The organism is Streptomyces sp. NPDC007095 (assembly GCF_040634475.1).
Lineage (GTDB): Bacteria > Actinomycetota > Actinomycetes > Streptomycetales > Streptomycetaceae > Streptomyces.
This window is the reverse complement of the sequence record NZ_JBEYFS010000170.1, coordinates 1-26,888: the sequence shown is the minus strand read 5'-3', so window position 1 is coordinate 26,888 and position 26,888 is coordinate 1. Positions and strand designations below refer to the sequence as shown.

At 70.9% G+C, this 26,888-nt stretch carries 27 protein-coding genes; 19 read left to right on the top strand and 8 right to left on the bottom strand.

Annotated features, from left to right (window positions below; all coding sequences use genetic code 11):
* Nucleotides 1-568 (bottom strand): hypothetical protein (locus tag ABZ656_RS41040; RefSeq protein ID WP_360275343.1); only part of this gene is annotated, 568 nt, incomplete at its 3' end.
* A gap of 92 nt (nt 569-660) precedes the next feature.
* On the bottom strand, nt 661-2,004 hold the full coding sequence (locus tag ABZ656_RS41035) for a DUF2252 domain-containing protein (RefSeq protein ID WP_101405662.1): 1,344 nt from the start codon (nt 2,002-2,004) through the stop codon (nt 661-663).
* A gap of 324 nt (nt 2,005-2,328) precedes the next feature.
* Here ABZ656_RS41035 and dnaE point away from each other — a divergent pair, with 324 nt between their 5' ends.
* Complete coding sequence (gene dnaE / locus ABZ656_RS41030) at nt 2,329-5,868, top strand: DNA polymerase III subunit alpha (RefSeq protein ID WP_101408204.1); 3,540 nt, start codon at nt 2,329-2,331, stop codon at nt 5,866-5,868.
* Nucleotides 5,869-5,997: 129 nt separating this feature from the next.
* Here the strand turns inward: dnaE and ABZ656_RS41025 are convergent, their stop codons facing one another.
* Nucleotides 5,998-6,174, bottom strand: a complete 177-nt coding sequence (locus ABZ656_RS41025; RefSeq protein WP_360275338.1) for a hypothetical protein — start codon at nt 6,172-6,174, stop codon at nt 5,998-6,000.
* A 228-nt stretch (nt 6,175-6,402) separates the two neighbouring features.
* On the opposite strand from ABZ656_RS41025, the gene ABZ656_RS41020 reads away from it, so the two are divergent.
* From ABZ656_RS41020 to ABZ656_RS41005, 4 genes are all read left to right on the top strand, one after another.
* Entirely contained in the window at nt 6,403-7,620 is a 1,218-nt protein-coding gene (locus ABZ656_RS41020; protein WP_101408205.1) for an NYN domain-containing protein, read from the top strand.
* A gap of 167 nt (nt 7,621-7,787) precedes the next feature.
* Nucleotides 7,788-8,810 carry an ABC transporter ATP-binding protein gene (locus ABZ656_RS41015; protein ID WP_360275335.1) on the top strand — a complete coding sequence of 341 codons (1,023 nt, stop codon included), beginning with the start codon at nt 7,788-7,790 and terminating at the stop codon, nt 8,808-8,810.
* Between the two features lie 133 nt (nt 8,811-8,943).
* Nucleotides 8,944-9,765 (top strand): ABC transporter permease, encoded by an 822-nt coding sequence (locus tag ABZ656_RS41010; protein ID WP_180362558.1) that lies wholly within the window; start codon nt 8,944-8,946, stop codon nt 9,763-9,765.
* Between the two features lie 34 nt (nt 9,766-9,799).
* Entirely contained in the window at nt 9,800-10,465 is a 666-nt protein-coding gene (locus ABZ656_RS41005; RefSeq protein ID WP_101405665.1) for an AAA family ATPase, read from the top strand.
* A 346-nt stretch (nt 10,466-10,811) separates the two neighbouring features.
* Here ABZ656_RS41005 and ybaK read toward each other — a convergent pair whose 3' ends face one another.
* From ybaK to ABZ656_RS40985, 4 genes are all read right to left on the bottom strand, one after another.
* Nucleotides 10,812-11,315, bottom strand: coding sequence for a Cys-tRNA(Pro) deacylase (gene ybaK, locus ABZ656_RS41000; protein ID WP_101405666.1), 504 nt, complete (start codon nt 11,313-11,315; stop codon nt 10,812-10,814).
* 13 nt (nt 11,316-11,328) lie between these two features.
* The gene (locus ABZ656_RS40995) at nt 11,329-12,069 is read right to left on the bottom strand and encodes an LON peptidase substrate-binding domain-containing protein (RefSeq protein ID WP_101405667.1); all 741 of its coding nucleotides are present in this window, start codon (nt 12,067-12,069) and stop codon (nt 11,329-11,331) included.
* Between the two features lie 11 nt (nt 12,070-12,080).
* Nucleotides 12,081-13,100, bottom strand: a complete 1,020-nt coding sequence (locus ABZ656_RS40990; protein WP_101408206.1) for a hypothetical protein — start codon at nt 13,098-13,100, stop codon at nt 12,081-12,083.
* A gap of 173 nt (nt 13,101-13,273) precedes the next feature.
* Nucleotides 13,274-14,851: an oxidoreductase gene (locus ABZ656_RS40985; protein WP_360275329.1), complete on the bottom strand. Its 1,578-nt coding sequence runs from the start codon at nt 14,849-14,851 to the stop codon at nt 13,274-13,276.
* 174 nt (nt 14,852-15,025) lie between these two features.
* Between ABZ656_RS40985 and hisD the strand changes: the two genes are divergently transcribed.
* From hisD to ABZ656_RS40935, 10 genes are all read left to right on the top strand, one after another.
* Nucleotides 15,026-16,351, top strand: a complete 1,326-nt coding sequence (gene hisD / locus ABZ656_RS40980) for a histidinol dehydrogenase (RefSeq protein ID WP_101405669.1) — start codon at nt 15,026-15,028, stop codon at nt 16,349-16,351.
* Entirely contained in the window at nt 16,348-17,463 is a 1,116-nt protein-coding gene (locus ABZ656_RS40975) for a histidinol-phosphate transaminase (RefSeq protein WP_101405670.1), read from the top strand. The genes hisD and ABZ656_RS40975 overlap by 4 nt, the downstream gene beginning before the upstream one ends.
* Nucleotides 17,460-18,053 carry an imidazoleglycerol-phosphate dehydratase HisB gene (hisB, locus tag ABZ656_RS40970; protein ID WP_054217455.1) on the top strand — a complete coding sequence of 198 codons (594 nt, stop codon included), beginning with the start codon at nt 17,460-17,462 and terminating at the stop codon, nt 18,051-18,053. Before ABZ656_RS40975 ends, hisB begins: the two co-directional genes overlap by 4 nt.
* Before the next feature lie 4 nt (nt 18,054-18,057).
* Nucleotides 18,058-18,222 (top strand): hypothetical protein, encoded by a 165-nt coding sequence (locus tag ABZ656_RS40965; protein WP_054231464.1) that lies wholly within the window; start codon nt 18,058-18,060, stop codon nt 18,220-18,222.
* On the top strand, nt 18,213-18,860 hold the full coding sequence (hisH, locus tag ABZ656_RS40960) for an imidazole glycerol phosphate synthase subunit HisH (RefSeq protein WP_180362559.1): 648 nt from the start codon (nt 18,213-18,215) through the stop codon (nt 18,858-18,860). The genes ABZ656_RS40965 and hisH overlap by 10 nt, the downstream gene beginning before the upstream one ends.
* Entirely contained in the window at nt 18,857-19,582 is a 726-nt protein-coding gene (priA, locus tag ABZ656_RS40955) for a bifunctional 1-(5-phosphoribosyl)-5-((5-phosphoribosylamino)methylideneamino)imidazole-4-carboxamide isomerase/phosphoribosylanthranilate isomerase PriA (RefSeq protein ID WP_067363806.1), read from the top strand. The genes hisH and priA overlap by 4 nt, the downstream gene beginning before the upstream one ends.
* Nucleotides 19,579-19,992 carry a RidA family protein gene (locus ABZ656_RS40950; protein ID WP_101405672.1) on the top strand — a complete coding sequence of 138 codons (414 nt, stop codon included), beginning with the start codon at nt 19,579-19,581 and terminating at the stop codon, nt 19,990-19,992. The genes priA and ABZ656_RS40950 overlap by 4 nt, the downstream gene beginning before the upstream one ends.
* Nucleotides 19,989-20,744 (top strand): imidazole glycerol phosphate synthase subunit HisF, encoded by a 756-nt coding sequence (gene hisF, locus ABZ656_RS40945; protein WP_101405673.1) that lies wholly within the window; start codon nt 19,989-19,991, stop codon nt 20,742-20,744. Before ABZ656_RS40950 ends, hisF begins: the two co-directional genes overlap by 4 nt.
* Before the next feature lie 129 nt (nt 20,745-20,873).
* On the top strand, nt 20,874-21,461 hold the full coding sequence (locus ABZ656_RS40940) for a helix-turn-helix domain-containing protein (protein WP_101405674.1): 588 nt from the start codon (nt 20,874-20,876) through the stop codon (nt 21,459-21,461).
* Between the two features lie 68 nt (nt 21,462-21,529).
* Nucleotides 21,530-22,774, top strand: coding sequence for an MFS transporter (locus ABZ656_RS40935; protein ID WP_360275320.1), 1,245 nt, complete (start codon nt 21,530-21,532; stop codon nt 22,772-22,774).
* Between the two features lie 64 nt (nt 22,775-22,838).
* Here the strand turns inward: ABZ656_RS40935 and ABZ656_RS40930 are convergent, their stop codons facing one another.
* Complete coding sequence (locus ABZ656_RS40930) at nt 22,839-23,474, bottom strand: TIGR03085 family metal-binding protein (RefSeq protein ID WP_101405676.1); 636 nt, start codon at nt 23,472-23,474, stop codon at nt 22,839-22,841.
* Nucleotides 23,475-23,593: 119 nt separating this feature from the next.
* Here ABZ656_RS40930 and hisI point away from each other — a divergent pair, with 119 nt between their 5' ends.
* The 4 genes from hisI to ABZ656_RS40910 all read left to right on the top strand — a co-directional run bounded on the left by hisI (nt 23,594) and on the right by ABZ656_RS40910 (nt 26,842).
* Entirely contained in the window at nt 23,594-24,019 is a 426-nt protein-coding gene (gene hisI, locus ABZ656_RS40925) for a phosphoribosyl-AMP cyclohydrolase (RefSeq protein ID WP_360275316.1), read from the top strand.
* 11 nt (nt 24,020-24,030) lie between these two features.
* A complete protein-coding gene (locus ABZ656_RS40920) occupies nt 24,031-25,509 on the top strand; it encodes an anthranilate synthase component I (RefSeq protein WP_101405677.1) in 1,479 nt (492 codons plus the stop codon).
* Nucleotides 25,510-25,605: 96 nt separating this feature from the next.
* Complete coding sequence (locus ABZ656_RS40915; protein ID WP_101405678.1) at nt 25,606-26,259, top strand: TIGR02234 family membrane protein; 654 nt, start codon at nt 25,606-25,608, stop codon at nt 26,257-26,259.
* 334 nt (nt 26,260-26,593) lie between these two features.
* On the top strand, nt 26,594-26,842 hold the full coding sequence (locus tag ABZ656_RS40910; RefSeq protein WP_101405679.1) for an HGxxPAAW family protein: 249 nt from the start codon (nt 26,594-26,596) through the stop codon (nt 26,840-26,842).
* Nucleotides 26,843-26,888: the final 46 nt, after the last annotated feature.

The window sequence follows — 26,888 nt, the reverse complement described above, 5'->3', positions numbered from 1 at the left end:
CCGGGCGTCGCTGCCGTACCTGCGGACGAACGCGGTCAGACAGGGGACGAACGCCAGCAGCGCGAGGGCAGACAGCCCCTGGAGCAGGCCGAGGACGCAGCCAGGCGGCCGCGAGCAGCCCGACGGTGACATGGGCGGCGAGCAGCAGCCAGGCGGCGGCCGGGTCGGTCTGCGCCAGCAGGGCGGCGGCACGGCCGCCGCTGCCGCCGGTCACATGGGCCAGCGGGGTGCCCACGCTGCCGCCGCACAGCACATCGAATCCGACCGAGCGCAGCGGGCCCGCGACGGGACCGCCCGCCCTGCCGTAACAGACGTGCTGGCCCGTGGTGAACACGGTGTCGGCGGTCAGCTCCAGCGGGATGAGCAGGGCGGCGATCCGGCCGAAGCCGCGCTCGCGGCCCGCCAGCGCGTACGCGATGACGAAGACGGCCGCGGCGATCGCCGCCACGGTGCCCAGCGGCAGCGGGACCCGGGACAGCAGCACGTGCGACGCGGTGGAGAGCGTCACGACGACAGCCGTGAACAGTGCCGCGCGCACGGCTCTGAGCTGGGTCCCGGGTATGTCCATAGCGGAGCCGAGTGTCCCACGTGCTCCCGTAAGGGCCCCCTAAAGGGTTCCTATGTGTTACAGGAGCGTTGTGGCTCCGTCGTCCGGGGTGCCTACAGGCCCGGGATCCGGCCGTTGCGGAACAGGTCGACGAAGATCTGGTGGTCGGCACGCGCGCGTGCGCCGTAGCTGTGCGCGAAGTCCACCAGGAGGCCCGCGAAGCCGTCCTCGTCGGCGGCGATCGCCGCGTCGATGGCCCGCTCGGTGGAGAACGGGACCAGCTCCGAGTGGCCGCTCTCGTCGTCGGCCGCGGCGTGCATGGTGGCCGTGGCCCGGCCGAGGTCGGCGACGACCGAGGCGATCTCCTCCGGGTCGTCGATGTCGCCCCAGTCCAGGTCCACCGCGTACGGCGAGACCTCGGCGACCAGCTGGCCGGCGCCGTCCAGCTCGGTCCAGCCCAGCCACGGGTCGGCGTGCGCCTGCAGGGCGCGCTGGGAGATCACCGTGCGGTGGCCCTCGTGCTGGAAGTACTCGCGGATCGAGGAGTCCGTGATGTGCCGGGAGACCGCTGGGGTCTGGGCCTGCTTGATGTAGATCACGACATCGTTCTCCAGGGCGTCGCTGTTGCCCTCCAGAAGGATGTTGTAAGAGGGCAGCCCGGCGGAGCCGATGCCGATGCCGCGGCGGCCGACGACGTCCTTCACCCGGTAGGAGTCCGGGCGGGCCAGGGAGGACTCCGGGAGCGTCTCCAGGTAGCCGTCGAAGGCCGCGAGCACCTTGTAGCGGGTGGCCGCGTCGAGCTCGATGGAGCCGCCTCCGGGCGCGAAACGGCGCTCGAAGTCGCGGATCTCGGTCATCGAGTCGAGCAGCCCGAAGCGGGTCAGCGAGCGGGCGTCACGCAGCGCGTCCAGAAGCGGGCCCTCGGCCGTGTCCAGCGTGAAGGGCGGCACCTCGTCGCTCTTGGCGCCGGTGGCCAGCGCGTGGATGCGCTCGCGGTAGGCGCCCGCGTACACCTTGACCAGCTCGGTGATCTGGTCGTCACTGAGCGCCTTCGCGTACCCGATGAGGGCCACGGAGGCGGCGAATCGCTTGAGGTCCCAGGTGAAGGGGCCGACGTACGCCTCGTCGAAGTCGTTCACGTTGAAGATCAGGCGGCCGTTGGCGTCCATGTACGTGCCGAAGTTCTCGGCGTGCAGGTCGCCGTGGATCCACACGCGGGAGGTGCGCTCGTCCAGGTAGGGTCCGCCGCGCCTCGGCCCGAACCCGATCTCCGCGGTGAGGTCGTGGTAGAAGAGGCCCGCCGTGCCCCGGTAGAACGCGAAGGCGGAGGCCGCCATCTTGCGGAACTTGACGCGGAACGCGGCCGGGTCGGCGGCCAGGAGCTCGCCGAAGGCGGTGTCGAAGACGGCGAGGATCTGCTCGCCGCGTTGCTCGGCGCTGAGCTGCGGGACCGACATCGCTGGGTGCCTCCTGGTGCAGGTGGTGCGTGACATGAGGGAAGGACGTGTCCGTCCGCCGGGACGGTTGCTTCCGTCCTGTCCCAACGGACGAAGGTACGCGGGAGTGCCCGCGCGCCGGGGACGAACGGTACGCGCGCGTGCCCCGCGCCCCGGATGAAGGTACGGGTGATCGGCCCGCCCGTCACCCGACCACCGCCCCTCATCGAGGAGCTTCGCGCCCAGTGTTCGTCTCCAGTGTCAGTGGCGCGTCATAGACTTCGACGCTGTCCCCCCAGACTGTCCGCAGCCTGTCGACGATTGTTCTCCTTGGAGGCCGAAGCCGTGTCAAAGCCGCCGTTCACGCACCTGCACGTCCACACCCAGTACTCGCTGCTGGACGGTGCCGCGCGGCTCAAGGACATGTTCAATGCCTGCAATGAGATGGGCATGACGCACATCGCCATGAGTGACCATGGCAACCTCCACGGGGCGTACGACTTCTTCCACACGGCGAAGAAGGCGGGCGTCACGCCGATCATCGGCATAGAGGCGTACGTCGCCCCCGAGTCCCGGCGCAACAAGCGCAAGATCCAGTGGGGCCAGCCCCACCAGAAGCGCGACGACGTGTCCGGTTCGGGTGGTTACACGCACAAGACGATCTGGGCGGCGAACCGGACCGGCCTGCACAACCTCTTCAAGCTCTCCTCGGACGCGTACGCCGAGGGCTGGCTCCAGAAGTGGCCCCGCATGGACAAGGAGACCATCTCCCAGTGGTCCGAGGGGCTCATCGCCTCCACCGGCTGCCCCTCCGGCGAGCTCCAGACCCGCCTGCGCCTCGGCCAGTACGACGAGGCACTGAAGTCGGCCGCCGAGTACCAGGACATCTTCGGCAAGGACCGCTACTTCCTGGAGCTGATGGACCACGGCATCGAGATCGAGCGCCGGGTCCGCGACGGACTCCTGGACATCGGCAAGAAGCTCGGCATCCCGCCCCTGGTGACGAACGACTCGCACTACACGTACGCGCACGAGGCGACCGCCCACGACGCCCTGCTGTGCATCCAGACCGGCAAGAACCTCTCCGACCCGGACCGCTTCCGCTTCGACGGCACCGGCTACTACCTGAAGTCCACGGACGAGATGTACGCCGTCGACTCCTCGGACGCCTGGCAGCAGGGCTGCGCCAACACCCTCCTGGTGGCCGAGCAGATCGACACCGCAGGCATGTTCGAGGCGAAGAACCTCATGCCGAAGTTCGACATCCCCGAGGGCTACACCGAGATCACCTGGTTCCAGGAGGAGGTGCGCCTCGGCATGGAGCGCCGCTTCCCCGGCGGCGTCCCCGAGGACCGCCAGAAGCAGGCCGAGTACGAGATGGACGTCATCATCCAGATGGGGTTCCCGGGGTACTTCCTCGTCGTCGCCGACTTCATCATGTGGGCCAAGAAGCAGGGCATCGCCGTGGGCCCGGGCCGTGGCTCGGCGGCCGGTTCGATCGTCGCGTACGCCATGGGCATCACCGACCTCGACCCGATTCCGCACGGTCTGATCTTCGAGCGGTTCCTGAACCCCGAGCGCGTCTCCATGCCCGACGTCGACATCGACTTCGACGAGCGCAGGCGCGTCGAGGTGATCAGGTACGTGACCGAGAAATACGGCGCCGACAAGGTCGCCATGATCGGCACCTACGGAAAGATCAAGGCGAAGAACGCCATCAAGGACTCCGCGCGCGTCCTGGGCTACCCGTATGCCATGGGCGACCGCCTCACCAAGGCCATGCCCGCCGACGTCCTCGGCAAGGGCATCGACCTCAGCGGCATCACCGACTCCTCGCACCCGCGCTACAGCGAGGCCGGCGAGATCCGCGCGATGTACGAGAACGAGCCGGACGTGAAGAAGGTCATCGACACGGCCAAGGGCGTCGAAGGCCTGGTCCGGCAGATGGGCGTGCACGCCGCCGGCGTCATCATGTCCAGCGAGCCCATCGTCGACCACGCCCCGGTCTGGGTGCGGCACACCGACGGCGTGACCATCACGCAGTGGGACTACCCGCAGTGCGAGTCGCTCGGCCTGCTGAAGATGGACTTCCTCGGCCTGCGCAACCTCACGATCATGGACGACGCCGTCAAGATGGTGAAGTCCAACAAGGGCGTCGACCTCGACCTGCTGGCCCTCCCGCTCGACGACCCGAAGACCTTCGAACTGCTCCAGCGCGGCGAGACCCTCGGCGTCTTCCAGTTCGACGGTGGCCCCATGCGCTCGCTGCTGCGCCTGATGAAGCCCGACAACTTCGAAGACATCTCCGCCGTCTCGGCGCTCTACCGTCCCGGCCCGATGGGCATGGACTCGCACACGAACTACGCGCTCCGCAAGAACAAGCTCCAGGAGATCACGCCGATCCACAAGGAGCTCGAAGAGCCCCTCCAGGAGGTCCTGGCGGTCACCTACGGCCTGATCGTGTACCAGGAGCAGGTGCAGAAGGCCGCCCAGATCATCGCCGGGTACTCGCTCGGCGAGGCCGACATCCTCCGCCGCGTGATGGGCAAGAAGAAGCCCGACGAGCTGGCGAAGAACTTCACCATCTTCCAGGCCGGCGCCCAGAAGAACGGCTACAGCGACGAGGCGATCCAGGCCCTGTGGGACGTGCTGGTGCCCTTCGCCGGCTACGCCTTCAACAAGGCCCACTCGGCCGCGTACGGACTGGTCTCGTACTGGACCGCCTACCTGAAGGCGAACTACCCCGCCGAGTACATGGCGGGCCTGCTCACCTCGGTCAAGGACGACAAGGACAAGTCCGCGATCTATCTGAACGAGTGCCGGCGCATGGGCATCAAGGTGCTGCCGCCGAACGTGAACGAGTCGGAGCAGAACTTCGCCGCGCAGGGCGACGACGTGATCCTCTTCGGGCTCTCCGCCGTCCGCAACGTCGGTACGAACGTCGTCGAGTCGATCATCAAGAGCCGTAAGGCCAAGGGGAAGTACGCATCCTTCCCGGACTACCTGGACAAGGTCGAGGCGGTCGCCTGCAACAAGCGCACCACGGAATCGCTGATCAAGGCGGGCGCGTTCGACACGATGGGGCACACCCGCAAGGGCCTCACCGCGCAGTTCGAGCCGATGATCGACAACGTGGTGCAGGTCAAGCGCAAGGAGGCCGAGGGCCAGTTCGACCTCTTCGGTGGCATGGGCGAGGAGGACACCAGCGAGCCGGGCTTCGGACTCGACGTGGAGTTCACCACCGACGAGTGGGACAAGGCCTATCTGCTCGCCCAGGAGCGGGAGATGCTCGGTCTGTACGTCTCCGACCACCCGCTCTTCGGCCTGGAGCACGTGCTGTCCGACAAGGCAGACGCGGGCATCTCCCAGCTCACCGGAGGTGAGCACGCGGACGGCGCGGTCGTCACCATCGGCGGCATCATCTCGGGCCTCCAGCGCAAGATGACCAAGCAGGGCAACGCCTGGGCGATCGCCACGGTGGAGGACCTGGCCGGTTCCATCGAGTGCATGTTCTTCCCGGCGACGTACCAGCTGGTGTCGACCCAACTCGTCGAGGACGCGGTCGTCTTCGTCAAGGGACGCCTCGACAAGCGCGAGGACGTGCCGCGGCTGGTCGCGATGGAGCTCCAGGTCCCCGACCTGTCGAACGCGGGCACCAACGCGCCCGTGATCCTCACGATCCCGGCGCTGAAGGTCACCCCGCCGATGGTGAGCCGTCTCGGCGAGATCCTCAGCCACCACAAGGGCGAGAGCGAGGTGCGCATCAGGCTCCAGGGCCCGCGCAAGACCACCGTGCTGCGGCTCGACCGGCACCGGGTGAAGCCGGATCCGGCGCTGTTCGGTGACTTGAAGGTGCTGCTGGGCCCGTCCTGCCTGGCGGGCTGACGGGATCAGCTGACGGGATCAGCTGACAGGATCAGCTGACAGGATCAGATGATGTACGCGAGGGGCGCATCCGTTGTCGGATGTGCCCCTCGGTGTGTGCCTGGGCTTCAACAGCCCTTACACGCGGCCTCAGTTGTGGCCGAAGCGCTTCTGTTGCTTGCGGGCGACGTCCGCGGGGCTGCCCTGCGCCTGCGACATCGGCGTGTGAGCCTCCGTCGAGGACCGCTGCGCCTGCTCCTGCGCACGCTCGGCCTGCGAGGAGCGGTCCTGCTGGCCGCCCTGCTTGCGGTTCTTGTTCTTGGCCATGGTGATTGCCTCCTGTGGGGCCCTAGGGGTCAGGGCCGGATCCAGATTCACATAGCCTGACAAGCAGTGCATTTCGGAGAATTACCGTGCGTAATAAGGCCTGTCGGAGCGTTATCCCCCGATACGCCACGCCGAAGATCGAGTTCGGGCCGTTAACCTCCGCGCCGTCGGGCAGACTCGAAGGAAGCCCGAAGCGAATCTCCCGGAACCGGAAAGAGGGTGGACCGCGTGGACCGCTGCATCGTCCTGGTGGACGCCGGGTATCTGCTCGGGGCTGCCGCCAGTCTCCTCGCCGGGGAGCCTTCGCGATCCCGGATCACCGTCGACCACGCCGCCCTCATCCAGGGACTGCGCGAGCGCGCCGAGTCCGACACGGAGCGGCCCCTGCTGCGCATCTACTGGTTCGACGGCGCCCCCGACCGCGTACCGCAACCGGAGCACCGCCGACTGCGCGTGATGCCACGGGTCACGGTGCGCCTCGGCGCGCTGACCCGCAGCGACGGGCGGTGGGCGCAGAAGGGCGTCGACGCCGCCATGCACGCCGAGCTGACCGAGCTGGCCCGCAACCGGGCCTGCTCCGACGTGGTTTTGGTGACCGGCGACGGGGACCTGCTGCCGGGCATGATGGCCGCCAAGGAGCACGGCGTCGCCGTACACCTGTGGGCCGTGCAGGCCGCGGACGGCGACTACAACCAGTCCGAGGACCTGGTCGCCGAGGCCGACGAGCGCCGGGTGCTGGACCGGGCGTGGATCACCAAGGCCGTACGGGCCAGGGACCTCGGCGGGATCTGCGCGCCGCAGCCCGTGCCGCGCCCCGAGATCGCCGCGATCCTCTCCGCGCCGCTGCCCGACTCGTCGCTCGCCGGCGCGGCCGAGCGGCCCTCCGAGGCCGCGGAGCACAGCCCCGTCGCCGAGTCGCAGAACGGGGCCGAGGAGCGGGTTCCCGCCCCCAAGGGCGTGCCCACACCGAAGGACCTGGCCGCACTGCGCGCACCGGGCGTCCAGGCCCCGCAGCAACCCGCCAGCGCGACGCTGCGGTGGTCGTCCGACAAGGGGTGGATCGAACGCCCCGGGGGTGCCACGGAGTCCACTGAGGCCGCCGCGCTGCCCACGCTCGCCCAGCTCACCTCCGCCGAGCAGCGATGGGCCGACCGCGAGGAGGACATCACCACGGTCGGCGGCGATCCCTACGAGGTGGGGCAGGTCTTCGCGCGCCGCTGGATGGAGCGGCTCACCGACCCGAGCCACCTGCAGAAGCTGTCCACGATGTACCCGCGGGTGCCGCACCGCGTGGACGGCGAGCTGCTGCGCTACGCCGCGCGCTTCGGGCTGCTCGCCCACAAGGACGACCAGATCGACGAGCACGACCGGTATGCGATCAGGGCGGGGTTCTGGCGGGAGATCGATGTGCGTACGGCCGCGGAGCACGCCCCTGCCGGGGAGTGAACCGGGGGAGCGGTTGAACCCCGGGTGTGCTCTTCCGGTCCGGGTGGGCGGGGGCGCTTCTTCGGCGCGCCAGACCTTTGAGACCCGGGCCAGGACGGCTCGTGGACCGACTGAGGCGAGGGCCCCGGGCGCATAACGGGGCATCGGACCCCGTAGGCTCGTCCTTCGTGAGTACGCGCACGGCACAGACAGTCCGGAACGGGCACAGGGGCGATGTCGTGTGCTCGGTGCGCGCGCTGACCAAGACCTACCCGGCCGTCCGTGGACGCCGCGGCAGCCCCGGTACCCCCGAGGTGCGGGCCACCGACGGGGTACGGCTGGACATCCGGCGCGGCGAGATCTTCGGACTGCTCGGGCCGAACGGCGCCGGGAAGTCGACCCTCGTACGCCAGCTGACCGGGCTCATGCGCCCGGACAGCGGCAGCGTCGAGATCCTCGGACACGACATCGTGCGTCACCCCGAACGGGCTGCGCGCATCCTCGCCTACCTGGGACAGGAGTCCACCGCCCTCGACGAGCTGACCGTGTCGCTGGCCGCGGAGACGACCGGGCGGCTGCGCGGGCTCGAACTGCGCGAGGCGCGGGCCGAGCGGGACGCCGTACTCGACGAGCTGGGCCTCACCCCGATCGCCTCCCGCCCCCTGAAGAAGCTCTCCGGCGGGCAGCGGCGGCTGGCGTGCTTCGCCGCCGCGCTGGTCGGGCAGCGGCCGCTGCTCGTCCTCGACGAGCCGACCACCGGCATGGATCCCGTGGCCCGGCGGGCGGTGTGGTCCGCCGTCGACCGGCGCCGGGCCGAGCACGGCGCCACCGTGCTGCTGGTCACCCACAACGTCATCGAGGCCGAGACCGTCCTCGACCGGGTCGCCGTCCTCGACCGGGGCCGCGTCATCGCCTGCGACACGCCGGCCGGGCTGAAGGAGCGGGTCGCCGGTGAGGTGCGGGTCGAACTCGTCTGGCGCGAGAACGCCCCGCTGGACGTGCCCGAGGTCGCCGCGCTGCGCGCCCGCGCCGTCGAGTCGGGCCGCCGCTGGACCCTGCGGCTCGCCCCGGAGGAGGCCCGCGCGGCCGTCGCCACGGTCACCGGGGGCGCCGCGTTCGCCGCGCTCGACGACTTCACGCTGGCCACGCCGAGCCTGGAGGACGTGTACCTCGCCCTCGGCGGCAATGCGCAGGGGTTGGTGAAGGCGTGAGCGCGCGGGGTCCGGAATCCGTAGGGGAGTCTGTACGGACGGGGAGGGGCGTCGTGGGTGTGGGAGGCGGCGTGGGAATCGGTGTCGGAAACAGGGACAGGACGGCTGCCGGAGTGAAGAGGAGCAGCTCGACGTGAGTGCCGTACCCGCTGAGGTGCTGCCGGGCAGTGCGCTGTCCATGGCCGAGGACGCCGGTGACGCCGCCGAACTCGGGCCGAGGGCGCGGCTGTGGCCCTCCCTCGCCGCCATGTACCGGGCCCAGCTCTCCCGCGCGCGCGTGGCGCGGATTCCGCTGCTGTTCGTGGCCACGGTCCAGTCCGTCGGCATCATGGTCATGATGCGTGGCGTGGTGGACGGCGGGGGCGAGGCCCGGTCCATCGTGGCCGGGGCATCCGTCCTGGTCGTCGCCTTCGTCGGGCTCAACCTGCTGGCGCAGTACTTCGGACAGCTGCGGGCCGGCGGCGGGCTCGACCACTACGCGACCCTGCCGGTGCCGCCGGCCGCCGTCGTGCTCGGTGCCGCGGGCGCGTACGCGTCCTTCACCGTGCCCGGGACCGTGGTCACCGCCGTCGTCGGCTGTGTCCTCTTCGGGCTGCCGATGGCTCATCTGTGGGTGCTCGTCGCGGTGATCCCGCTCGCAGGTGCCGCGCTCGCCGGGCTCGGGGCGGCGCTCGGACTGCTTGCGCCTCGGCCCGAACTCGCCACGCTGCTCGGACAGCTGGGGATGTCGGCGGCGCTGCTGCTCGGGGTGCTGCCGGCGGACCGGCTGCCGACGGTGGTGCAGTACGGCCGTGATCTGCTGCCCTCCACCTACGGCGTCGAGGCCTTCGCGCGGAGCTTCGGGGCGCACCCCGACTGGGCCTTCGTCGTCGGTGACCTCGCCGTCTGCGCCGGCGTCGGGGTGGCCTCGCTTGCGGTGGCGACCTGGGCGTACCGCCGGGCGGCCGTCCGGTGACGCGGCCGACAGCCGGGCCTGGCACGATGTCGGTGTGACCGCACCGCTGACTCCGCCTCCGCCGCCGCATCAACCGCCCTCCGACGACGCCCATGCCTGGCAGGCTCCGCCCGCCGGGGGCGGCGCGGGGACCGTCGGGTACGAACAGGACGGTCCCGGGATGAAGACCGAAGTGCTGGAGGCCGCCGTCGTCACGGTGGCGGTGGCGCTCGCGGGAGTACTGCTCGGCGTGCTGTGGTGGTGGCTGGCGCCGCATGTGCCGCTGATCGCGGACGACAGCGCGGTGTATCTGAAGGACACCGAGGGTGAGCAGGCCATCGGGGTCGACGGAACGTTCACGCTGCTGGCGCTGGCGTTCGGTGCGGTCAGTGCGGCGGTGGTGTTTCTGGTGCGGCGGCGTGGGGGTGTGCCGCTCGTCGTAGCGCTGGCGGTGGGGGGTGTGCTCGGGTCGCTGCTCGCCTGGCGGATCGGGATCTGGCTCGGGCCGACGCAGAACGTGGTCGCCCACGCCAGGCAAGTGGGCAAGGGGGTCACCTTCTCCGCGCCGTTGAAGCTCGGGGCGAAGGGGGCGTTGCTGGCGTGGTCCCTGGCGGGGCTGGTGGTTCATCTCGGCCTCACCGCGCTGTTCGGTCCCCGCGATCCCGACCCCTACGCGAGCCCGTACGGGGCTCCGACCCCGCCGCAGCCTCCGGCGGCCTGAACAGGGGAGACGGGCCGCCTTTCCTCGCCCCGCCGCCCCCGCCCGTCCCGTCCTCTCGGGGCTGCGCCCCAGTCCCCGTCAGGGGCGCTGCGCCCCCTGGACCCCCGCATCGGCCTCAACGGCCTCGTCCTCGAACGCCGGACGGGCTGAAAGACGCGGGGCGGGGGGAACTGCGGGCTCAGCCCCCACCGGCCGTCAGCCGGACGACTTCGGGGGGCCGGGCGCGTAGGTCATGGAGGTCGGTGGCCGTGGTTCGAGCGGCCCTTCTTCGTGCGCCACTTGCGTTTGCGGGTTCGTTTCGACATGCCTCTCGTGCTTAACGCAGGACGACGCATCCGTCGAGGGGTCACGCACGGGCGACCGGCGCGCAGACCGCTTCCGTGAGGTGCGCCAAGTCGTCGGGGGCGAGCTCCACCTCAAGGCCCCGGCGGCCGGCCGAGACGCAGATCGTGACGTGCCGGCGGGCCGAGGCGTCCAGGACCGTGGGGAGTTTCTTGCGCTGGCCCAGGGGGGAGATGCCGCCGCGGACGTAGCCCGTGGTGCGTTCGGCGGCCGCCGGGTCGGCCATGGCCGCGCGCTTGCCGCCCACCGCTGTGGCCAGGGCCTTCAGGTCCAGGGAGCCCGCGACGGGGACCACGGCGACCACGAGGGAGCCGTCCACGTCCGCGACCAGGGTCTTGAAGACGCGGTCGGGGGAGACGCCCATCGCCTCGGCGGCCTCCTCGCCGTAGGAGGGGTGCGCGGGATCGTGTTCGTAGGCGTGGACCGTGTACGCGACGCCCGCCGCCGTCAGGGCCACCGTCGCGGGCGTGCCCCCGGACTGCTGCTGCTTCTTCGACTTCTTCGCCAAGGTGCCGATGCCTTCAGTTGAGACTTGTCGGGTTGCGCGTCAGTTCCGACGCCGGCAACGACGGCAGATTACGGATGATGGCGGTCTCGGCGCGCAGGAGTTTCAGCTCTTCGTGGAGGCGGGTGGCCGTGTCGGGAGCCTGGAGCAGCTTCTGCTTGGCCGGGATGTCGAGCATCACGGCGGCCGCCACCAGGTAGGAGACCACCGCCGGGTCGTCCGGCAGGTCCGCGCCGGTGGACAGTGAGCGTTCGCGGGCGCCCGCCAGCCGCTTCTGGTACTGGCGGAAGGCCCGCAGGACACCCTCGGCGAGCGCGCCGGCCTCCTCGCCGGGTTCCTCCGGAAGTTCCTCCAGCTCGGCCGTCAGGAACGCGCCGGTGGCGTCCACGGACAGGAGCCGTACCCGCGTGGTGCCGGTGGCCAGTACCTCGAAACTGCCGTCGGCGCGCTCCCGGATGGTGGCCGCGTCCGCGACACAGCCCGTCTCGTGGAAGGCCTTGAGCGGGTCGTCCCCGAACCCGGCCGTGGGACCGCGCCGCGGCAGCGCCGTCTGGTCCGGCATGCCGGGTGCGGAGAGCGCGACCTCGTGGCCGTCGCGGATGGCGACGACGGCGAACCGGCGCGGTTCGTCCTCGGGGGTCTTCAGCAGTTCGCGCATCATGGCGCGATAGCGCTCCTCGAAAATGTTCAGGGGAAGCACGAGACCCGGGAAAAGTACCGAGTTCAGGGGGAAGAGCGGGAGCCGGACGGTGGTCACGACGCGAAAGCCTAATGGTCGCCGGAGCGGGCACGTCCGCCGTGCTCACTCCGTGGATGGAGGGGGGTGTTCGAGGCGACCTCCAGGCGGACTCCGTCGCGCAGTTCCAGGAACTGGCCCAGCGGGTCGTCGGAGACCCGGTCCCAGGGGAACGAGGTCGCGTACGGGCCGATCAGACGGAGCTGGTCCAGGGCGTCCTGCCAGCGCTCCAGCCTGATCAGGACGTAGGTGAGGAGGTTGCGTACCTCCGCGGGCCACGGGTCGGCGGGCGCGTATGCCGCCGAGACCGCGATCGCGAGGTCGGCCGCCTCGTCGAGCCGCTCACGCGGGATGACGGCCCGGCCGCCCTCGGTCAGATAGGCGAAGGCCGCCCGCACCGGAAGCGCCTGTACGAGTGAGCCCGGCAGCGCGTCCTGCGCGGCCCGCTCGGCGAAGTCGAAGCACTCGCGGTGCGAGCCGTACCAGGCGGCCGACAGGTACTTCAGGGCGGCCACATGGCAGCCGTAGTGGTGTGGGGAGCGGCGTACGGCCTCGCCCCACAGCTTCTCGAACTCGGTGTGTCCGGCATTGGTGCCACGGGCGTGGTCGAGCGCGATCCGCCAGGGCACCGGGTCGCGCGGGTCGCCCTCGGCGGCGGCGCCGATCAGCGGGCCGACCTCGCGCAGCAGCTCGGCGCGGGCGGGCGACTCCCACCAGCGGCGCACTGAGAGTTCGGCCTTGACCAGGAGCGCGTCCGGGTCGTGCGGGGACTCGCTCTGCCAGGTCTGGAGCCATTCGTCACGGGTGCACGCGAAGGCGGCGAGGCGTCTCGCGTAGCGATCGCGGTTCTCCCACTCGGCGGCCTCGCGGGTGGCGGCGAGCAGTTTGGCCGCGATGTCGTACTCACCGCGGGCCGCCGCGACGAGGGCCGGGGCGAGCCGTTCGTCCGGGGCGTCCAGCAGTACCTCGTCGTCGGCGGGCAGTCCGGCGGCGAGGCGCGAAGTGTTCTTGACCATCCGGGCCGTACGGATGAACGCGCGCAGCAGTGCCATGGTGTCGACCATTGAAAGCCGCAGGTCGGAGCTGTACCAGAGGGTGTGCGGTGACACTTTCGTAACCCTCGTTTGGTTGTATGTCAGATGGCCAAGGGTAGGTAAAAAGTGACTGTTGTTCTACTGTTGAACACCTGTCAACAGTATGGCCGAATGCTGTCCCGAGGGGCCCCTCAGCTGCGGCGCAGCAGCCGCGTCGCCCCCGCCGCCACCGTCGTCGCCAGGATCCAGCCCAGGAGGATCACCACCGCGGCCAGCCACTGCCAGGCGCCGCGCAGCTGCCAGACGCCCACCTGGCCGAGGTCGATCACCGGCAGCAGCAGGTCGAGGGCGAACAGCGCGGCGTTCCACGGCGGATGCCCGCCGTTCACCGGGGTGTGGGTCGCGTGCGAGAAGGCGATCGAGGACGCCGCCCACAGCACCGCCATCCACAGGGCCGCCCGGCCGGGCCGATACCCGTAGGCGACCGTCCAGTCCTGCGCGTACCCCCACAGCTTGGCCGCGAGCGGCAGGGTCTCGCGGCGGCGGCGCTGCTTGGCGAGCAGCACCTCGCGCGCGTCCTCGTCCTCCCCGGAGTCGCGCAGCACGGTGGCCAGCCGCTCGTACGGCTCCGGGCTGTACTCGGCGGTCGCCGCCGCCACCCACTCCAGGCGCCGGGTCAGCGGGAAGGCGCCCTGCGGCACGAGGTTCTCGTAGCTGAAGCCGCCCATGTGCAGGTTGCCGGGGCCCGGCCAGCTGTCCGCCCGGTCGACGAGATTGACGATCCGTGCGCCCGACAGGACCACCTTGCCCCGTTCGGGGCGCTCCCCGAGGAAGCGCAGCTCGGGCGTCTGCACCCGCAGCAGGGACAGCTCCTGGTCGTCGTCGAAGGTGAAACGGGCCCGCTCGAGGTCGAGGGCGTCCCCGAACCGTCCGTCGTCGAGGCGGATCCCGCCCTGGCATTCGAAGCGCTGCACCAGCGTCCCGCGCGCCGGGGTGGTGCCGCTGGTCAGCAGGGGATTGCCGAGGCCCGCGGGGGTCATGTAGAGCGTGCGGTTGACGGTCAGCTGGGGAGCGTTCAGGGCGAGCCGCGAGTACGGGTTGTTCAGCTTGCTGCCGCGCAGGCTGAGCGAGACGCCGACGTTGGCGCCGCGCAGGCTCAGCTCGCCGTGCGACTCCAGCATCTCGGCCTGCAGGTCCTGTCCCACGGTCATGCCGTCGCCGGTGAGCGAGCGGCCACGCCGGTCCCGGTAGACCACGGCCTGGTTGAGCAGCAGATCCGTACCGATGCGCGCGTCGGTCAGCCGCACCCCGTTGTGGAAGCGGCAGCGGGGCAGGTGAAGATCGCCCTCGGTGTGCACCCGGGCGGCCTCCAGGCGCGGCACCGAGCAGTTGACCAGGCGCACGGTCGTGAAGTGCGCCTCCGGCAGCAGGATCTCCTTCTCGAACCGGCAGCCCTTCAGCTCCACGTACGGCACCACCGTGCCTCCCGCGAGGTCGAGGACGTCCGTGATCTGCACGCCGGTCAGCTTCAGGGAGGCGACCCGCCCCTGGAGGGCGGGCGGCCCGTCGAGCAGCAGCCACGCCACGATCCGGGCCCGGACACTGCGCTCGGGCCCCCAGGGATGGCCGCCGTGCGGATCGTCCACGGTCATGTCCCCGCCGCGCAGGTCGTACACGCTGCCGTTGCGGAAGGCCTGCCACATCCCGGCCTCGGCGGCGGTCAACTCGTCCGGCAGGTCCCCGCTGCGGGGGCCGGCGCCCTCGGTCACGTCACGTCCCTCCCTCCCCAGCTACTCGCGGGTTTCGTACAGCCGTTCATGCCCGCTGTGTGACGGACCGAACGCTACTGGTGACGGAGATCTCCAGGGGGAGCCTGGGACGGCTTGTATCAGCCATTGATACAGGCGTCCGGCGTCTTATCGCCGTCTGAGAGAATTGGGACCGTGATCTCCCGAATCGATCTGCGCGGCGACGCCCTCCCCGAGGGCTCCGCCCTGCGCGACCTGCTGCCCCGAGCCGACTTCGACGTACAGGCCGCCCTGGAGAAGGTGCGTCCGATCTGCGAGGCCGTGCATCATCGTGGGGACGCGGCGCTGATCGACTACGCGGAGAAATTCGACGGGGTGCAGCTGGCATCCGTACGGGTTCCGGCCCAGGCGCTCACCGACGCCCTGGAACAGCTCGACCCGGCCGTGCGCGCGGCCCTGGAGGAGTCCGTCCGCCGCGCCCGCCTGGTCCACCGCGAGCAGCGCCGTGCCGCGCACACCACGCAGGTCGTGCCGGGCGGCTCGGTCACCGAGAAGTGGGTACCGGTCGAGCGCGTCGGCCTGTACGCGCCCGGCGGACGTTCGGTCTACCCCTCGTCAGTGATCATGAACGCGGTTCCGGCGCAGGAGGCCGGAGTCGCCTCCATGGCGCTCGCCTCCCCGCCGCAGAAGGAGTTCGGGGGTCTCCCGCACCCCACGATCCTCGCCGCCTGCGCCCTCCTCGGCATCGACGAGGTGTACGCGGTCGGCGGTGCCCAGGCCGTCGCGATGTTCGCGCACGGAACCGAGTCCTGCGCCCCGGCGAACATGGTCACCGGGCCCGGCAACATCTGGGTCGCCGCCGCCAAGCGCTACTTCACGGGCAAGATCGGCATCGACACCGAGGCCGGTCCCACCGAGATCGCGATCCTCGCGGACGAGACCGCCGACCCGGTGCACGTGGCCTCCGACCTGATCAGCCAGGCCGAGCACGACCCGCTCGCCGCCGCCGTCCTCGTCACGGACTCCGTCGAGCTGGCCGAAGCGGTGGAGAAGGAGCTGGAACCGCAGGTCGCGGCCACCAAGCACATCGAGGACCGGATCGTCCCCGCGCTGCGCGGCAGGCAGTCCGCGATCGTCCTCGTCGACGGCGTGGACGAGGGCCTGCGGGTCGTCGACGCGTACGGCGCCGAGCACCTGGAGATCCAGACGGCGGACGCTGCCGCCGTCGCAGACCGGGTGAAGAACGCGGGCGCGATCTTCGTAGGCGCCTGGGCGCCGGTGTCGCTGGGCGACTACTGCGCGGGCTCCAACCACGTGCTGCCCACCGGCGGCTGCGCCTGCCACTCCTCGGGGCTGAGTGTCCAGTCCTTCCTGCGCGGGATCCACATCGTGGACTACACGCGCGACGCCCTCGCCGAGGTGGCGCACCACGTGGTGACGCTCGCGGAGGCGGAGGACCTGCCGGCCCACGGGGCGGCGATCAAGGCTCGTTTCGGGTGGAAGGTTCCTGAGAGCAAGTGACCGGTATCGACGATCTTCCCGTACGGGACGAGCTGCGCGGCAAGTCCCCCTACGGCGCGCCCCAACTCGACGTGCCCGTACGGCTGAACACCAACGAGAACCCGTACCCGCTGCCCGAACCGCTCGTCGAGCGGATCGCCGAGCGGGTCCGCGAGGCCGCCCGCAACCTCAACCGCTATCCCGACCGCGACGTGGTGGAGCTCCGTACCGAGCTGGCCAAGTACCTGACGAGGACCGGCGGGCACCGGGTCGGCGTCGAGAACGTCTGGGCGGCCAACGGCTCGAACGAGGTCATCCAGCAGCTGCTGCAGACCTTCGGCGGCCCCGGCCGTACGGCGATCGGCTTCGAACCCTCGTACTCGATGCACGCGCTCATCGCGCGCGGCACCGGCACGGCCTGGATCTCGGGTCCCCGCAGTGAGGACTTCACGATCGACCGGGCCGACGCCGAGCGGGCCATCGCCGAGAGCCGCCCGGACGTCGTCTTCATCACCACCCCCAACAACCCCACGGGCAACGCGGTGCCGCGTGAGACGGTCCTCGCGCTGTACGAGGCGGCGCAGGCCGCCAGGCCTTCCATGGTCGTGGTCGACGAGGCGTACATCGAGTTCAGCCACGGCGACTCGCTGCTGCCGCTGATCGAAGGCCGGCCGAATCTCGTCGTGTCGCGGACGATGTCGAAGGCGTTCGGCGCGGCCGGACTGCGCCTCGGCTATCTCGCCGCGCACCCCGCGGTCGTCGACGCGGTCCAGCTCGTACGGCTGCCCTACCACCTGTCGGCCGTCGCGCAGGCCACCGCCTTGGCCGCCCTGGAGCACACCGACACGCTGCTCGGGTACGTCGAGCAGCTGAAGGCCGAGCGGGACCGCCTGGTCGCCGAATTGCGTGCGATCGGGTACGAGGTGACCGAGTCCGACGCGAACTTCGTCCAGTTCGGTCGATTCGACGGCGAGGGCGGCTCCCACGAGGCCTGGCAGAAGATCCTCGACCGGGGCGTCCTGGTCCGGGACAACGGCGTACCGGGATGGCTGCGGGTCTCCGCCGGCACCCCGGCCGAAAACGACGCGTTCCTGGACGCGGTCCGTGAGTTGAAGAAGGAGCAGAGCGCATGAGCCGCGTCGGAAGAGTGGAGCGGACGACCAAGGAGACGTCGGTCCTCGTCGAGATCGATCTCGACGGGTCCGGCAAGGTCGAGGTGTCGACGGGTGTCGGCTTCTACGACCACATGCTCGACCAGCTCGGCCGGCACGGTCTGTTCGACCTGACCGTGAAGACCGAGGGCGACCTGCACATCGACTCGCACCACACCATCGAGGACACCGCCCTCGCGCTCGGCGCCGCCTTCAAGCAGGCACTCGGCGACAAGGTGGGCATCTACCGCTTCGGCAACTGCACGGTCCCGCTGGACGAGTCCCTCGCCCAGGTGACCGTCGACCTGTCGGGCCGCCCGTACCTCGTGCACACCGAGCCCGAGAACATGGCGCCGATGATCGGCGAGTACGACACGACGATGACCCGGCACATCCTGGAGTCCTTCGTCGCCCAGGCCCAGATCGCACTGCACGTGCACGTGCCCTACGGGCGCAACGCGCACCACATCGTGGAGTGCCAGTTCAAGGCGCTCGCCCGGGCGCTGCGGTACGCCTCCGAGCGCGACCCGCGCGCCGCCGGCATCCTCCCCTCCACGAAGGGCGCGCTGTAAAGCCATGACAGGCCTCAACACCATCCTCATCGTCGTCGGACTCTTCCTCCTGGGCGGCGTCTACTCCTTCGTCAAGCAGAAGATGCCCGCGAGCCTCATCGTGCTGCTCTCCATCGGCGCCGCGATGTGTCTGATCGCGGGCGTCATGAGGCTGGAGGTGTGGAATTGACCGCTCCTAAGAAGGTCGTCGTTTTCGACTACGGCTTCGGGAACGTGCGTTCCGCCGAGCGTGCCCTCGCGCGCGCGGGCGCCGAGGTCGAGATAACGCGTGACTTCGACAAGGCCATGAACGCGGACGGGCTGCTGGTGCCCGGCGTCGGCGCCTTCGCCGCCTGCATGAAGGGCCTCAGGGACGCCCGCGGTGACTGGATCATCGGCCGCCGTCTGTCCGGCGGCCGCCCGGTGATGGGTATCTGCGTCGGTATGCAGATCCTCTTCGCGCGCGGTATCGAGCACGGCGTGGAGACCGAGGGCCTCGACGAGTGGCCCGGCACGGTCGAGCCGCTCCAGGCCGACATCGTGCCCCACATGGGCTGGAACACGGTCGACGCCCCGGCCGGCTCCCAGCTCTTCACGGGGCTCGACCCCGAGGCGCGCTTCTACTTCGTGCACTCCTACGCCGTCCACGACTGGTCCCTGGAGGTGGGCAACCCGGCGCTGCGCGCACCCCTGGTGACCTGGTCGACGCACGGCAAGCCCTTCGTGGCGGCCGTCGAGAACGGCCCCCTGTGGGCCACGCAGTTCCACCCCGAGAAGTCCGGCGACGCCGGAGCCCAGCTCCTCACCAACTGGATCGGAACACTGTGAGCAAGCTCGAACTCCTCCCCGCCGTCGACGTCCGCGACGGCCAGGCCGTCCGGCTCGTGCACGGCGAGTCCGGGACGGAAACTTCTTACGGCTCCCCCCTTGAGGCCGCCCTCGCCTGGCAGAGCTCGGGCGCCGAGTGGCTGCACCTCGTCGACCTGGACGCCGCGTTCGGCACCGGCGACAACCGCAAGCTGATCGCCGAGGTCGCCGGCGCCATGGACATCAAGGTCGAGCTGTCCGGCGGCATCCGCGACGACGACACGCTCGCCGCGGCCCTCGCCACCGGCTGCACCCGGGTCAACCTCGGCACCGCCGCCCTGGAGACCCCCGAGTGGGTCGCCAAGGTCATCGCCGAGCACGGCGACAAGATCGCGGTCGGTCTCGATGTACGCGGCACGACGCTGCGCGGCCGCGGCTGGACCCGCGACGGTGGCGACCTCTACGAGACGCTGGAGCGCCTCAACGCCGAGGGCTGCGCGCGCTATGTCGTCACGGACATCGCCAAGGACGGCACGCTGCAGGGCCCGAACCTGGAGCTGCTGCGCAATGTGTGCGCCGCGACGGACCGCCCGGTCGTCGCGTCCGGCGGGGTCTCCTCCCTGGACGACCTGCGCGCCATCGCCGAGCTCGTGCCGCTGGGCGTCGAGGGTTCCATCGTCGGCAAGGCCCTCTACGCCAAGGCGTTCACCCTGGAAGAGGCCCTGGAGGCGGTAGCCAAGTGAGCGACGTACGACGTGTCACGACCGGCGCACCCTGGGAGGACGCCTTCGGCTACTCCCGCGCGGTGGAGCTGCCGAACGGCCTGGTGCTGGTCTCCGGCTGCACCTCCGTGATCGACGGAGCGATCGTCGACGGCGACCCGTACGAGCAGGCGGTCAACTCCTTCAACGTCGCGCTCGCCGCGTTGCGGGAGCTCGGCCTCGGCCGTGACGACGTCGTCCGTACCCGCATGTACATCACCCACGCCCGGGATGTGGAGGAGGTCGGACGCGCCCACAAGGAGCTGTTCGACACCGTCCGCCCCGCCGCGTCCATGATCATCGTCTCCGGTTTCGTGGACTCGCGACTGGTCGTCGAGGTCGAGGTGGAGGCGTTCCGCTCCGGCGGAGAAGACGGAGTGTCCGCAGCATGACCCTTGCCGTACGAGTCATCCCCTGCCTGGACGTGGACAACGGCCGGGTCGTCAAGGGGGTCAACTTCCAGAACCTGCGCGACGCGGGCGACCCCGTCGAGATGGCCAAGGTGTACGACGCCGAGGGCGCCGACGAGCTGACGTTCCTGGACATCACCGCGTCCTCGGGCAACCGCGAGACCACCTACGACGTGGTGCGCCGTACGGCCGAGCAGGTCTTCATCCCGCTCACCGTGGGCGGCGGCGTACGCACCGCCGAGGACGTCGACAAGCTGCTGCGGGCGGGTGCCGACAAGGTCGGGGTCAACACGGCGGCGATCGCCCGGCCCGAACTCATCCGGGAGATCGCGGAGCGGTTCGGGCGGCAGGTGCTGGTGCTGTCGGTGGACGCCCGGCGCACTCCCGGGGGGACCTTCGAGGTCACCACCCACGGCGGGCGCAAGGGCACCGGCATCGACGCGGTCGAGTGGGCACACCAGGCTGCCGAGCTGGGCGCGGGCGAGATCCTGCTCAACTCGATGGACGCGGACGGCACGAAGGACGGCTACGACATCGAGATGATCGAGGCCGTCCGGAGGCACGTCACCGTGCCGCTCATCGCCAGCGGGGGCGCGGGCCGGCTCGCCGACTTCCCGCCTGCCATCGCCGCGGGCGCCGACGCGGTGCTCGCCGCGTCCGTCTTCCACTTCGGGGATCTGCGGATCGGCCAGGTGAAGGAGGCGCTGCACGGGGCGGGGCACCCCGTTCGCTGACGTCGGCGGTGCACGCAGTGCGCTGAGCCCCGGTCACCGGGTGGCCGGGGCTCACTTGCGGGCAGATACAAAAGATAAGTTGCGCAAAATATGTTGTGCAATTTTTCTTTCGTATCTACGGTTGGGGACATGGCAAGCAAGGAGAACCGCCGGATCACGGACATGGGCACGCTCAAGGCGCTGGCCCATCCGTTGCGGATGAAGCTCTACCGGGGCCTCATCGTGGCCCGGGTCGCCACCGCCTCCCAGCTGGCGGAACAGGTCGACGAGGCCGTCTCACTGGTCAGCTACCACCTGCGCAAGCTGGCCGAGCACGGCGTGATCGAGGAGGCGCCGGCACAGAGCGCCGACGGCCGGGAGCGCTGGTGGCAGCCCGCCTCGGACGGGGTCAGCATCCGCGACGAGGACTTCCGCGGCGCGCCCGAGAAGGCCGCTGTGTACACCGCGGCCAGTCGGCTCTTCTCCGAGCAGCGCGCCGACCTGTACCGCCGTTACCTCGACGAACGGGCTCACTGGACGCCCGAGTGGAACCGCGCCGCAGAGTCCTCCGAGTCCGTGATGCGGCTGACGGCCGGTGAGCTGTCCGAGCTGGTCGCGGACATGCAGGCCCTGTTCAAGGCCTACACGGAGCGGGGCCGGGCCGCCGAGGAGGCCGGTGACACCGAAGGCCGCGAGAACGTCGCGGTGCACACGTACGCCTTCCCGTTCCGCGTCTGAGACGCATCTCGGCCGCGTCTGGGACGCGTCTGGTCCGGGTCTCGTCCGGGTCTGAGAGGACACACCCCATGAGCGTCACCGCGCTGCGGTCGGGCGTGGCCGGCGAACGGCCCGCCCACCGCGACTCCAACGTGCTGCGCTGGCTCGGCGCGTACGCTTCCTCGGCGATCGGCGACAACGTCTACTACATCGCCCTGTCCTGGGCCGCCGTCCAGGCCGGGACGCCCGCACAGGCCGGGCTCGTGTCGGCCGCCAGTGCCGTGCCCCGCGCCCTGCTGATGCTCGGTGGGGGAGTGGTCGCCGACCGGTTCGGGCCGCGTCGCGTGGTCGTCGGCAGCAGCGCGGTGCGCTGCGCCCTCGTCCTGACCGCCGCCGGGCTGCTCCTCGCGACCGGTCCCGGCCTCTGGGCGCTGGGCGCGGTGGCCGTGCTCTTCGGGGTCGTGGACGCCGTCTTCCTGCCCGCCGCGGGCGCTCTCCCCGCCCTGCTCGCCCCCCGGAGCCAGCTCGCCCGGGTCCAGGGCATGCGGGGCCTCGCGACCCGGCTCGCCACCGTCCTCGGCGGTCCGCTCGGCGGCCTGGGCGTGGCCCTCGGCGGCACCGCCGGAGCGTTCGCACTGGCCGCGCTGCTGATCGGGGTGTCTTTGCCGATGCTGCTGACCATACGGGTCGGGCAGTTGCCCGTGGACGACGAGAAGGCGCGCGGAGCGGTCATGGCCGAACTCCGGGACGGGCTCCGGCGCATCCGCCGACACCCGGTGCTCCGCCCTTTGGTGCTCGCCGTCGCCCTCTCCGACCTGGGGTTCGTCGGACCGATGAACCTCGGCCTGACCCTGCTCTCGCAGCAGCGCGGATGGGGGTCGTCCGGAATGGGCTGGGTGCTCGCCGGGTTCGGGACCGGCGCCGGTGCCGCGTCCCTGCTGCTCGCCCTGCGGGGGCGGGTGCCCCGCGCCGGACTCGTGATGGCCCTGACGACCGTCGCGGGTTCGGTGGCCATCGGGGGGCTCGCACAGGTGGCGTCCGTCGCCGCCGGGGCGTGTGTGGCACTGCTCATCGGACTGCTGGCCGGGCTGGGCGGGGCCCTGAGCGGTGCGCTGGTGCAGGCGCAGACCGAACCCGCCTACGCCGGTCGGGTCATCTCGGTCTCGACCCTGGTCAGCTTCGGCGTCGCGCCGCTCACCTTCCCGGTGGTCGGCTGGGCCGTCGACCGGTGGGGCACCGGCCCGGTCTTCACGGCCTGCGCCGCGATCTGCGCCCTGAGCGGGATCATCGCCCTCTGCTCCCGTCCCCTGCGCCGCGCCGAGCTGCCGCGCTGAGCGGGCCGCTCGGATGTCTGGCAGGACCGGCGGTTCGGAGCCGCTCCCGGTTCGGTGAGGCAGCTCAGAGACCCAGCTGCTTCGTCTCGCTCAGTCTCGCGATCGCGTCCTTGTCGCCCTCCAGCTCCACGTCGGCCGTCTTCTGCCGGCCGAGGGCGAACATCAGCAGCTCCGAGGGCTCGCCGGTCACCGTCACGACCGGTGTGCCCCGGTGGGCGACCGCCGTCTGGCCGTCCGGGCGGCGCAGCACCAGGCCGGTCGGGGCGCCACGGCCGGCGAGGCGGGCGGTGCGCTCCAGGCGGGACCACAGGGCGTCCTGGAAGACCGGGTCCAGCGGGCGCGGCGTCCAGTCCGGCTGGGCCCGCCGCACGTCCTCGGTGTGGACGTAGAACTCGACCGTGTTCGACGCCTCGTCGATCTGCTTCAGCGCGAAGGGCGAGAAGCGTGGCGGGCCCGTACGGATCAGCTGGATCAGCTCCTCGTACGGCTTCTCGGCGAACTCCGCCTGCACCCGCTCCAGACGCGGCGCGAGCTGTTTGACCAGCAGCCCGCCCGCGGCGTCCGCGCGGCGCTCGCGCACCACCACGTGCGCGGCGAGGTCACGGGTGTTCCAGCCCTCGCACAGGGTCGGGGCGTCGGGGCCCTCGGCCTCCAAAAGGTCGGCGAGGAGAAGTCGTTCACGCTTGGCATGGGTCGACATGCCAGCAAGCCTACGACCGCCCCGGGACCGCGCACAGTGGACACCTGCGGGCGGGGGAGCACGGTCCGGCCTGTGGACAACCGGCGGGTGCGTCCCACGAGCGCGGCACAATGGTCGGCATGACCAGCACGCCCCCGCCCAGCAGTCCCAGCGGCCTGGATCCCGAGATCGCCGCGCGTCTCAAGCGCGGCACCGACGGACTCGTCCCCGCCATCGCCCAGCAGTACGACACCGGTGAGGTGCTGATGCTCGGCTGGATGGACGACGAGGCGCTGCACCGCACCCTCACCACGGGCCGCTGCACGTACTGGTCGCGCAGCCGCCGGGAGTACTGGGTGAAGGGCGACACCTCCGGCCACTTCCAGTGGGTGAAGTCCGTGGCCCTCGACTGCGACGCCGACACCCTCCTGGTCCAGGTCGACCAGGTGGGCGCCGCCTGTCACACGGGCGCCCGCACCTGCTTCGACGAGGACGTGCTCCTCAAGGAGGCGGCCTCCGTGGACACCCAGGGCGCCGATTCCGGCGCACCGTCACTGGATCAGTAAGGTCAGCCGCCATGGACCTCGAGACGTTCCGCAAGCTGGCCACCGACCGCCGTGTCATCCCCGTCAGCCGCAAGCTCCTCGCCGACGGCGACACGCCGGTCGCGCTCTACCGCAAGCTGGCCGCCGAGCGCCCCGGCACCTTCCTCCTGGAATCCGCCGAGAACGGCCGCTCCTGGTCCAGGTACTCCTTCATCGGCGTCAGCAGCCAAGCCACCCTGACCGAGCGCGACGGGCAGGCCCACTGGCTCGGCACCCCGCCCGTCGGCGTCCCCGTCGACGGGGACCCGCTGGCCGCCCTGCGCGCCACCATCGAGGCCCTGCACACACCGCACGGAGAGGGCCTGCCCCCGTTCACCGGCGGCATGGTCGGCTACCTCGGCTACGACATCGTGCGCCGCCTGGAGAAGATCGGCCCCGGCGAGCGGGACGACCTGAAGCTCCCCGAGCTGACCATGCTGCTCACCAGCGACCTCGCCGTCATGGACCACTGGGACGGCTCGGTCCAGTTGATCGCCAACGCCATCAACCACAACGACCTCGACACGGGCGTAGACGAGGCCTACGCGGACGCGGTCGCCCGTCTCGACGCCATGGAGGCCGACCTCTCCCGCGCGGTCTCCCAGCCGCCCGCCGCGCTCCCGCCCTCCGAGCTGCCCGAGTACACCGCTCTGTGGGGCGGCCCGGACTTCCAGGACGCCGTCGAGGACATCAAGGAGCGCATCCGGGCGGGTGAGGCCTTCCAGGTCGTCCCCTCCCAGCGCTTCGAAACACCGTGCACGGCAAGCGCGTTGGATGTCTATCGCGTACTGAGGGCGACCAATCCCTCCCCGTACATGTACCTCTTCCGCTTCGACGGCTTCGACGTCGTCGGCTCGTCCCCCGAGGCACTGGTCAAGGTCGAGGACGGGCAGGCGATGGTGCACCCCATCGCGGGCACCCGGCCGCGCGGCGCCACCGTCCAGGAGGACCAGGCCCTCGCCGACGAGCTGATCGCCGACCCCAAGGAGCGCGCCGAGCACCTGATGCTCGTCGACCTGGGGCGCAACGACCTGGGGCGGGTCTGCGAGCCCGGCTCCGTCGAGGTCGTCGACTTCATGTCCATCGAGCGCTACTCGCACGTGATGCACATCGTGTCCACCGTGACCGGACGCGTCGCGGCGGGCCGTACGGCCTTCGACGTGCTCACCGCCTGCTTCCCGGCCGGCACCCTCTCCGGCGCCCCCAAGCCGCGCGCGATGCAGATCATCGACGAACTCGAACCGTCCCGGCGGGGACTGTACGGCGGCTGCGTCGGCTACCTCGACTTCGCCGGCGACTCCGACACCGCCATCGCCATCCGTACGGCCCTGCTGCGCGACGGCACCGCGTACGTCCAGGCGGGCGCCGGAATCGTCGCCGACTCGGACCCCGTCGCCGAGGACGACGAGTGCCGCAACAAGGCCGCCGCGGTCCTGCGCGCGGTGCACACCGCCAACCGGCTCGACCGGTAGAAGGCGGCGGAATCCGGGTTCTGCCGTACGAGTTCGGGCGATAGGACGAGGGTCACGTGAACCCCGGGTGACGGTTCGCCCGGGGTTCAGGCGATAGTGGAGTACGTGACAGCTGTACCTCCCCCCCGAACCGAAGCCGCAGGACCCTCCCGGTCCGGCCGCCGCAGCCTCGCCGTCGCCCTGCTCAGCGGCGCCCTCGGCGCGGCCGTGGCGCTGCTCTCCACCCGGCAGAGCTGGTCGGAGGGCACCGCGACGGTGGCCGGCGGCGCCTTCCCGCTGACCGCCAAGGGCAGCGACGTCACGGGCGTGCCCGCGGCGCTCGCCATAGTGGGCCTCGCCGCACTCGTCGCCGTCTTCGCCGTCCGCAGCTCCGGGCGCTTCCTCGTCTCCGCCCTGCTCGCGCTCTCCGGCGCGGGCACGGTCGTGGCGGCGGTGCTCGGCGCGAGCGACAACTCCGCCCTCGACGAGAAGGCCGCGGCCGCCTCCGGCGACACCGCCGCCACCGCGAGCGCCCTCAGCCACACCGCCTGGCCCTACGCGGCCGCGGCGGGCGGCGCGCTCATCCTCCTCGCGGGGCTGCTCGCGCTGCGCTACGGACGGCTGTGGCCCGCGATGTCCGGCCGCTACGAGCGCGACGGGACGCCCCGGCCGCGCAAGGCCAAGCCGGTCGACCCCGACCGGCCCGAGGACATCTGGAAGGCGCTCGACCGGGGCGAGGACCCGACGGGACCGGATCCGGCCGGGACCTAGTGCCGCGGCAGGCAACGTTTGCCCGTCAAGGAGCGGTGTCCGGTGCGTGCTCTCGGCGTGCCGGCCGGAAGTCCTCGTACTGGACGTACTTGGGCTTTCGGCCGGTGCGGCGAGAGTGCGTGCCGGGCGTCGCGACGGGGCGAACGTTGCCTGTTGCGGCACTAGGACCCGGAATCGGGCGGACCGGCCGGGCCCTACGGCCCGGGACATTGGTCGTGACGTGCAGAATGTGACGTGCCAGTCGCCACCCCGCGCTCCCGCCGCAGGCGTGCGTACGGGACAATGGACGACGAGCGTCCGACTCACACACGCAAACAGCAACGAGGAGCAAGTCATGGCGGGCAGCAGCCACGGTCACACCCCGGCCGCCTGGACCGGTGTCATCATCGCCTTCATCGGTTTCTGCGTCGCGGGTGCCTTCATGGTGATGGCCAACCCGCTGGGCTTCTGGGCCGGCATGGTCATCGTCGTCCTCGGCGGTGTCGTCGGGATGGCCATGCGCGCGGCGGGCCTCGGCCAGCCGAAGAAGACCGCGCACTCGGTCGCGCACCCGGTCCGCGAGGCCGTCGGCGCCGAGAGCTGACCCCGTAGGGCTTCTCGAGAGGCGGTCCCGGCACGCCTGCCGGGAC

Excerpts from the sequence above, each read along its gene's own strand:
- ABZ656_RS41035 (WP_101405662.1), bottom strand. The coding sequence starts at position 2,004 with ATGTCGGTCCCGCAGCTCAGCGCCGAGCAACGCGGCGAGCAGATCCTC.
- ABZ656_RS41025 (WP_360275338.1), bottom strand. The coding sequence starts at position 6,174 with ATGGCCAAGAACAAGAACCGCAAGCAGGGCGGCCAGCAGGACCGCTCC.
- ABZ656_RS40990 (WP_101408206.1), bottom strand. The coding sequence starts at position 13,100 with ATGGCACTGCTGCGCGCGTTCATCCGTACGGCCCGGATGGTCAAGAAC.
- hisB (WP_054217455.1), top strand. The coding sequence starts at position 17,460 with ATGAGCCGCGTCGGAAGAGTGGAGCGGACGACCAAGGAGACGTCGGTC.
- ABZ656_RS40965 (WP_054231464.1), top strand. The coding sequence starts at position 18,058 with ATGACAGGCCTCAACACCATCCTCATCGTCGTCGGACTCTTCCTCCTG.
- hisF (WP_101405673.1), top strand. The coding sequence starts at position 19,989 with ATGACCCTTGCCGTACGAGTCATCCCCTGCCTGGACGTGGACAACGGC.
- ABZ656_RS40940 (WP_101405674.1), top strand. The coding sequence starts at position 20,874 with ATGGCAAGCAAGGAGAACCGCCGGATCACGGACATGGGCACGCTCAAG.
- ABZ656_RS40935 (WP_360275320.1), top strand. The coding sequence starts at position 21,530 with ATGAGCGTCACCGCGCTGCGGTCGGGCGTGGCCGGCGAACGGCCCGCC.
- ABZ656_RS40930 (WP_101405676.1), bottom strand. The coding sequence starts at position 23,474 with ATGTCGACCCATGCCAAGCGTGAACGACTTCTCCTCGCCGACCTTTTG.
- hisI (WP_360275316.1), top strand. The coding sequence starts at position 23,594 with ATGACCAGCACGCCCCCGCCCAGCAGTCCCAGCGGCCTGGATCCCGAG.
- ABZ656_RS40920 (WP_101405677.1), top strand. The coding sequence starts at position 24,031 with ATGGACCTCGAGACGTTCCGCAAGCTGGCCACCGACCGCCGTGTCATC.
- ABZ656_RS40910 (WP_101405679.1), top strand. The coding sequence starts at position 26,594 with ATGGCGGGCAGCAGCCACGGTCACACCCCGGCCGCCTGGACCGGTGTC.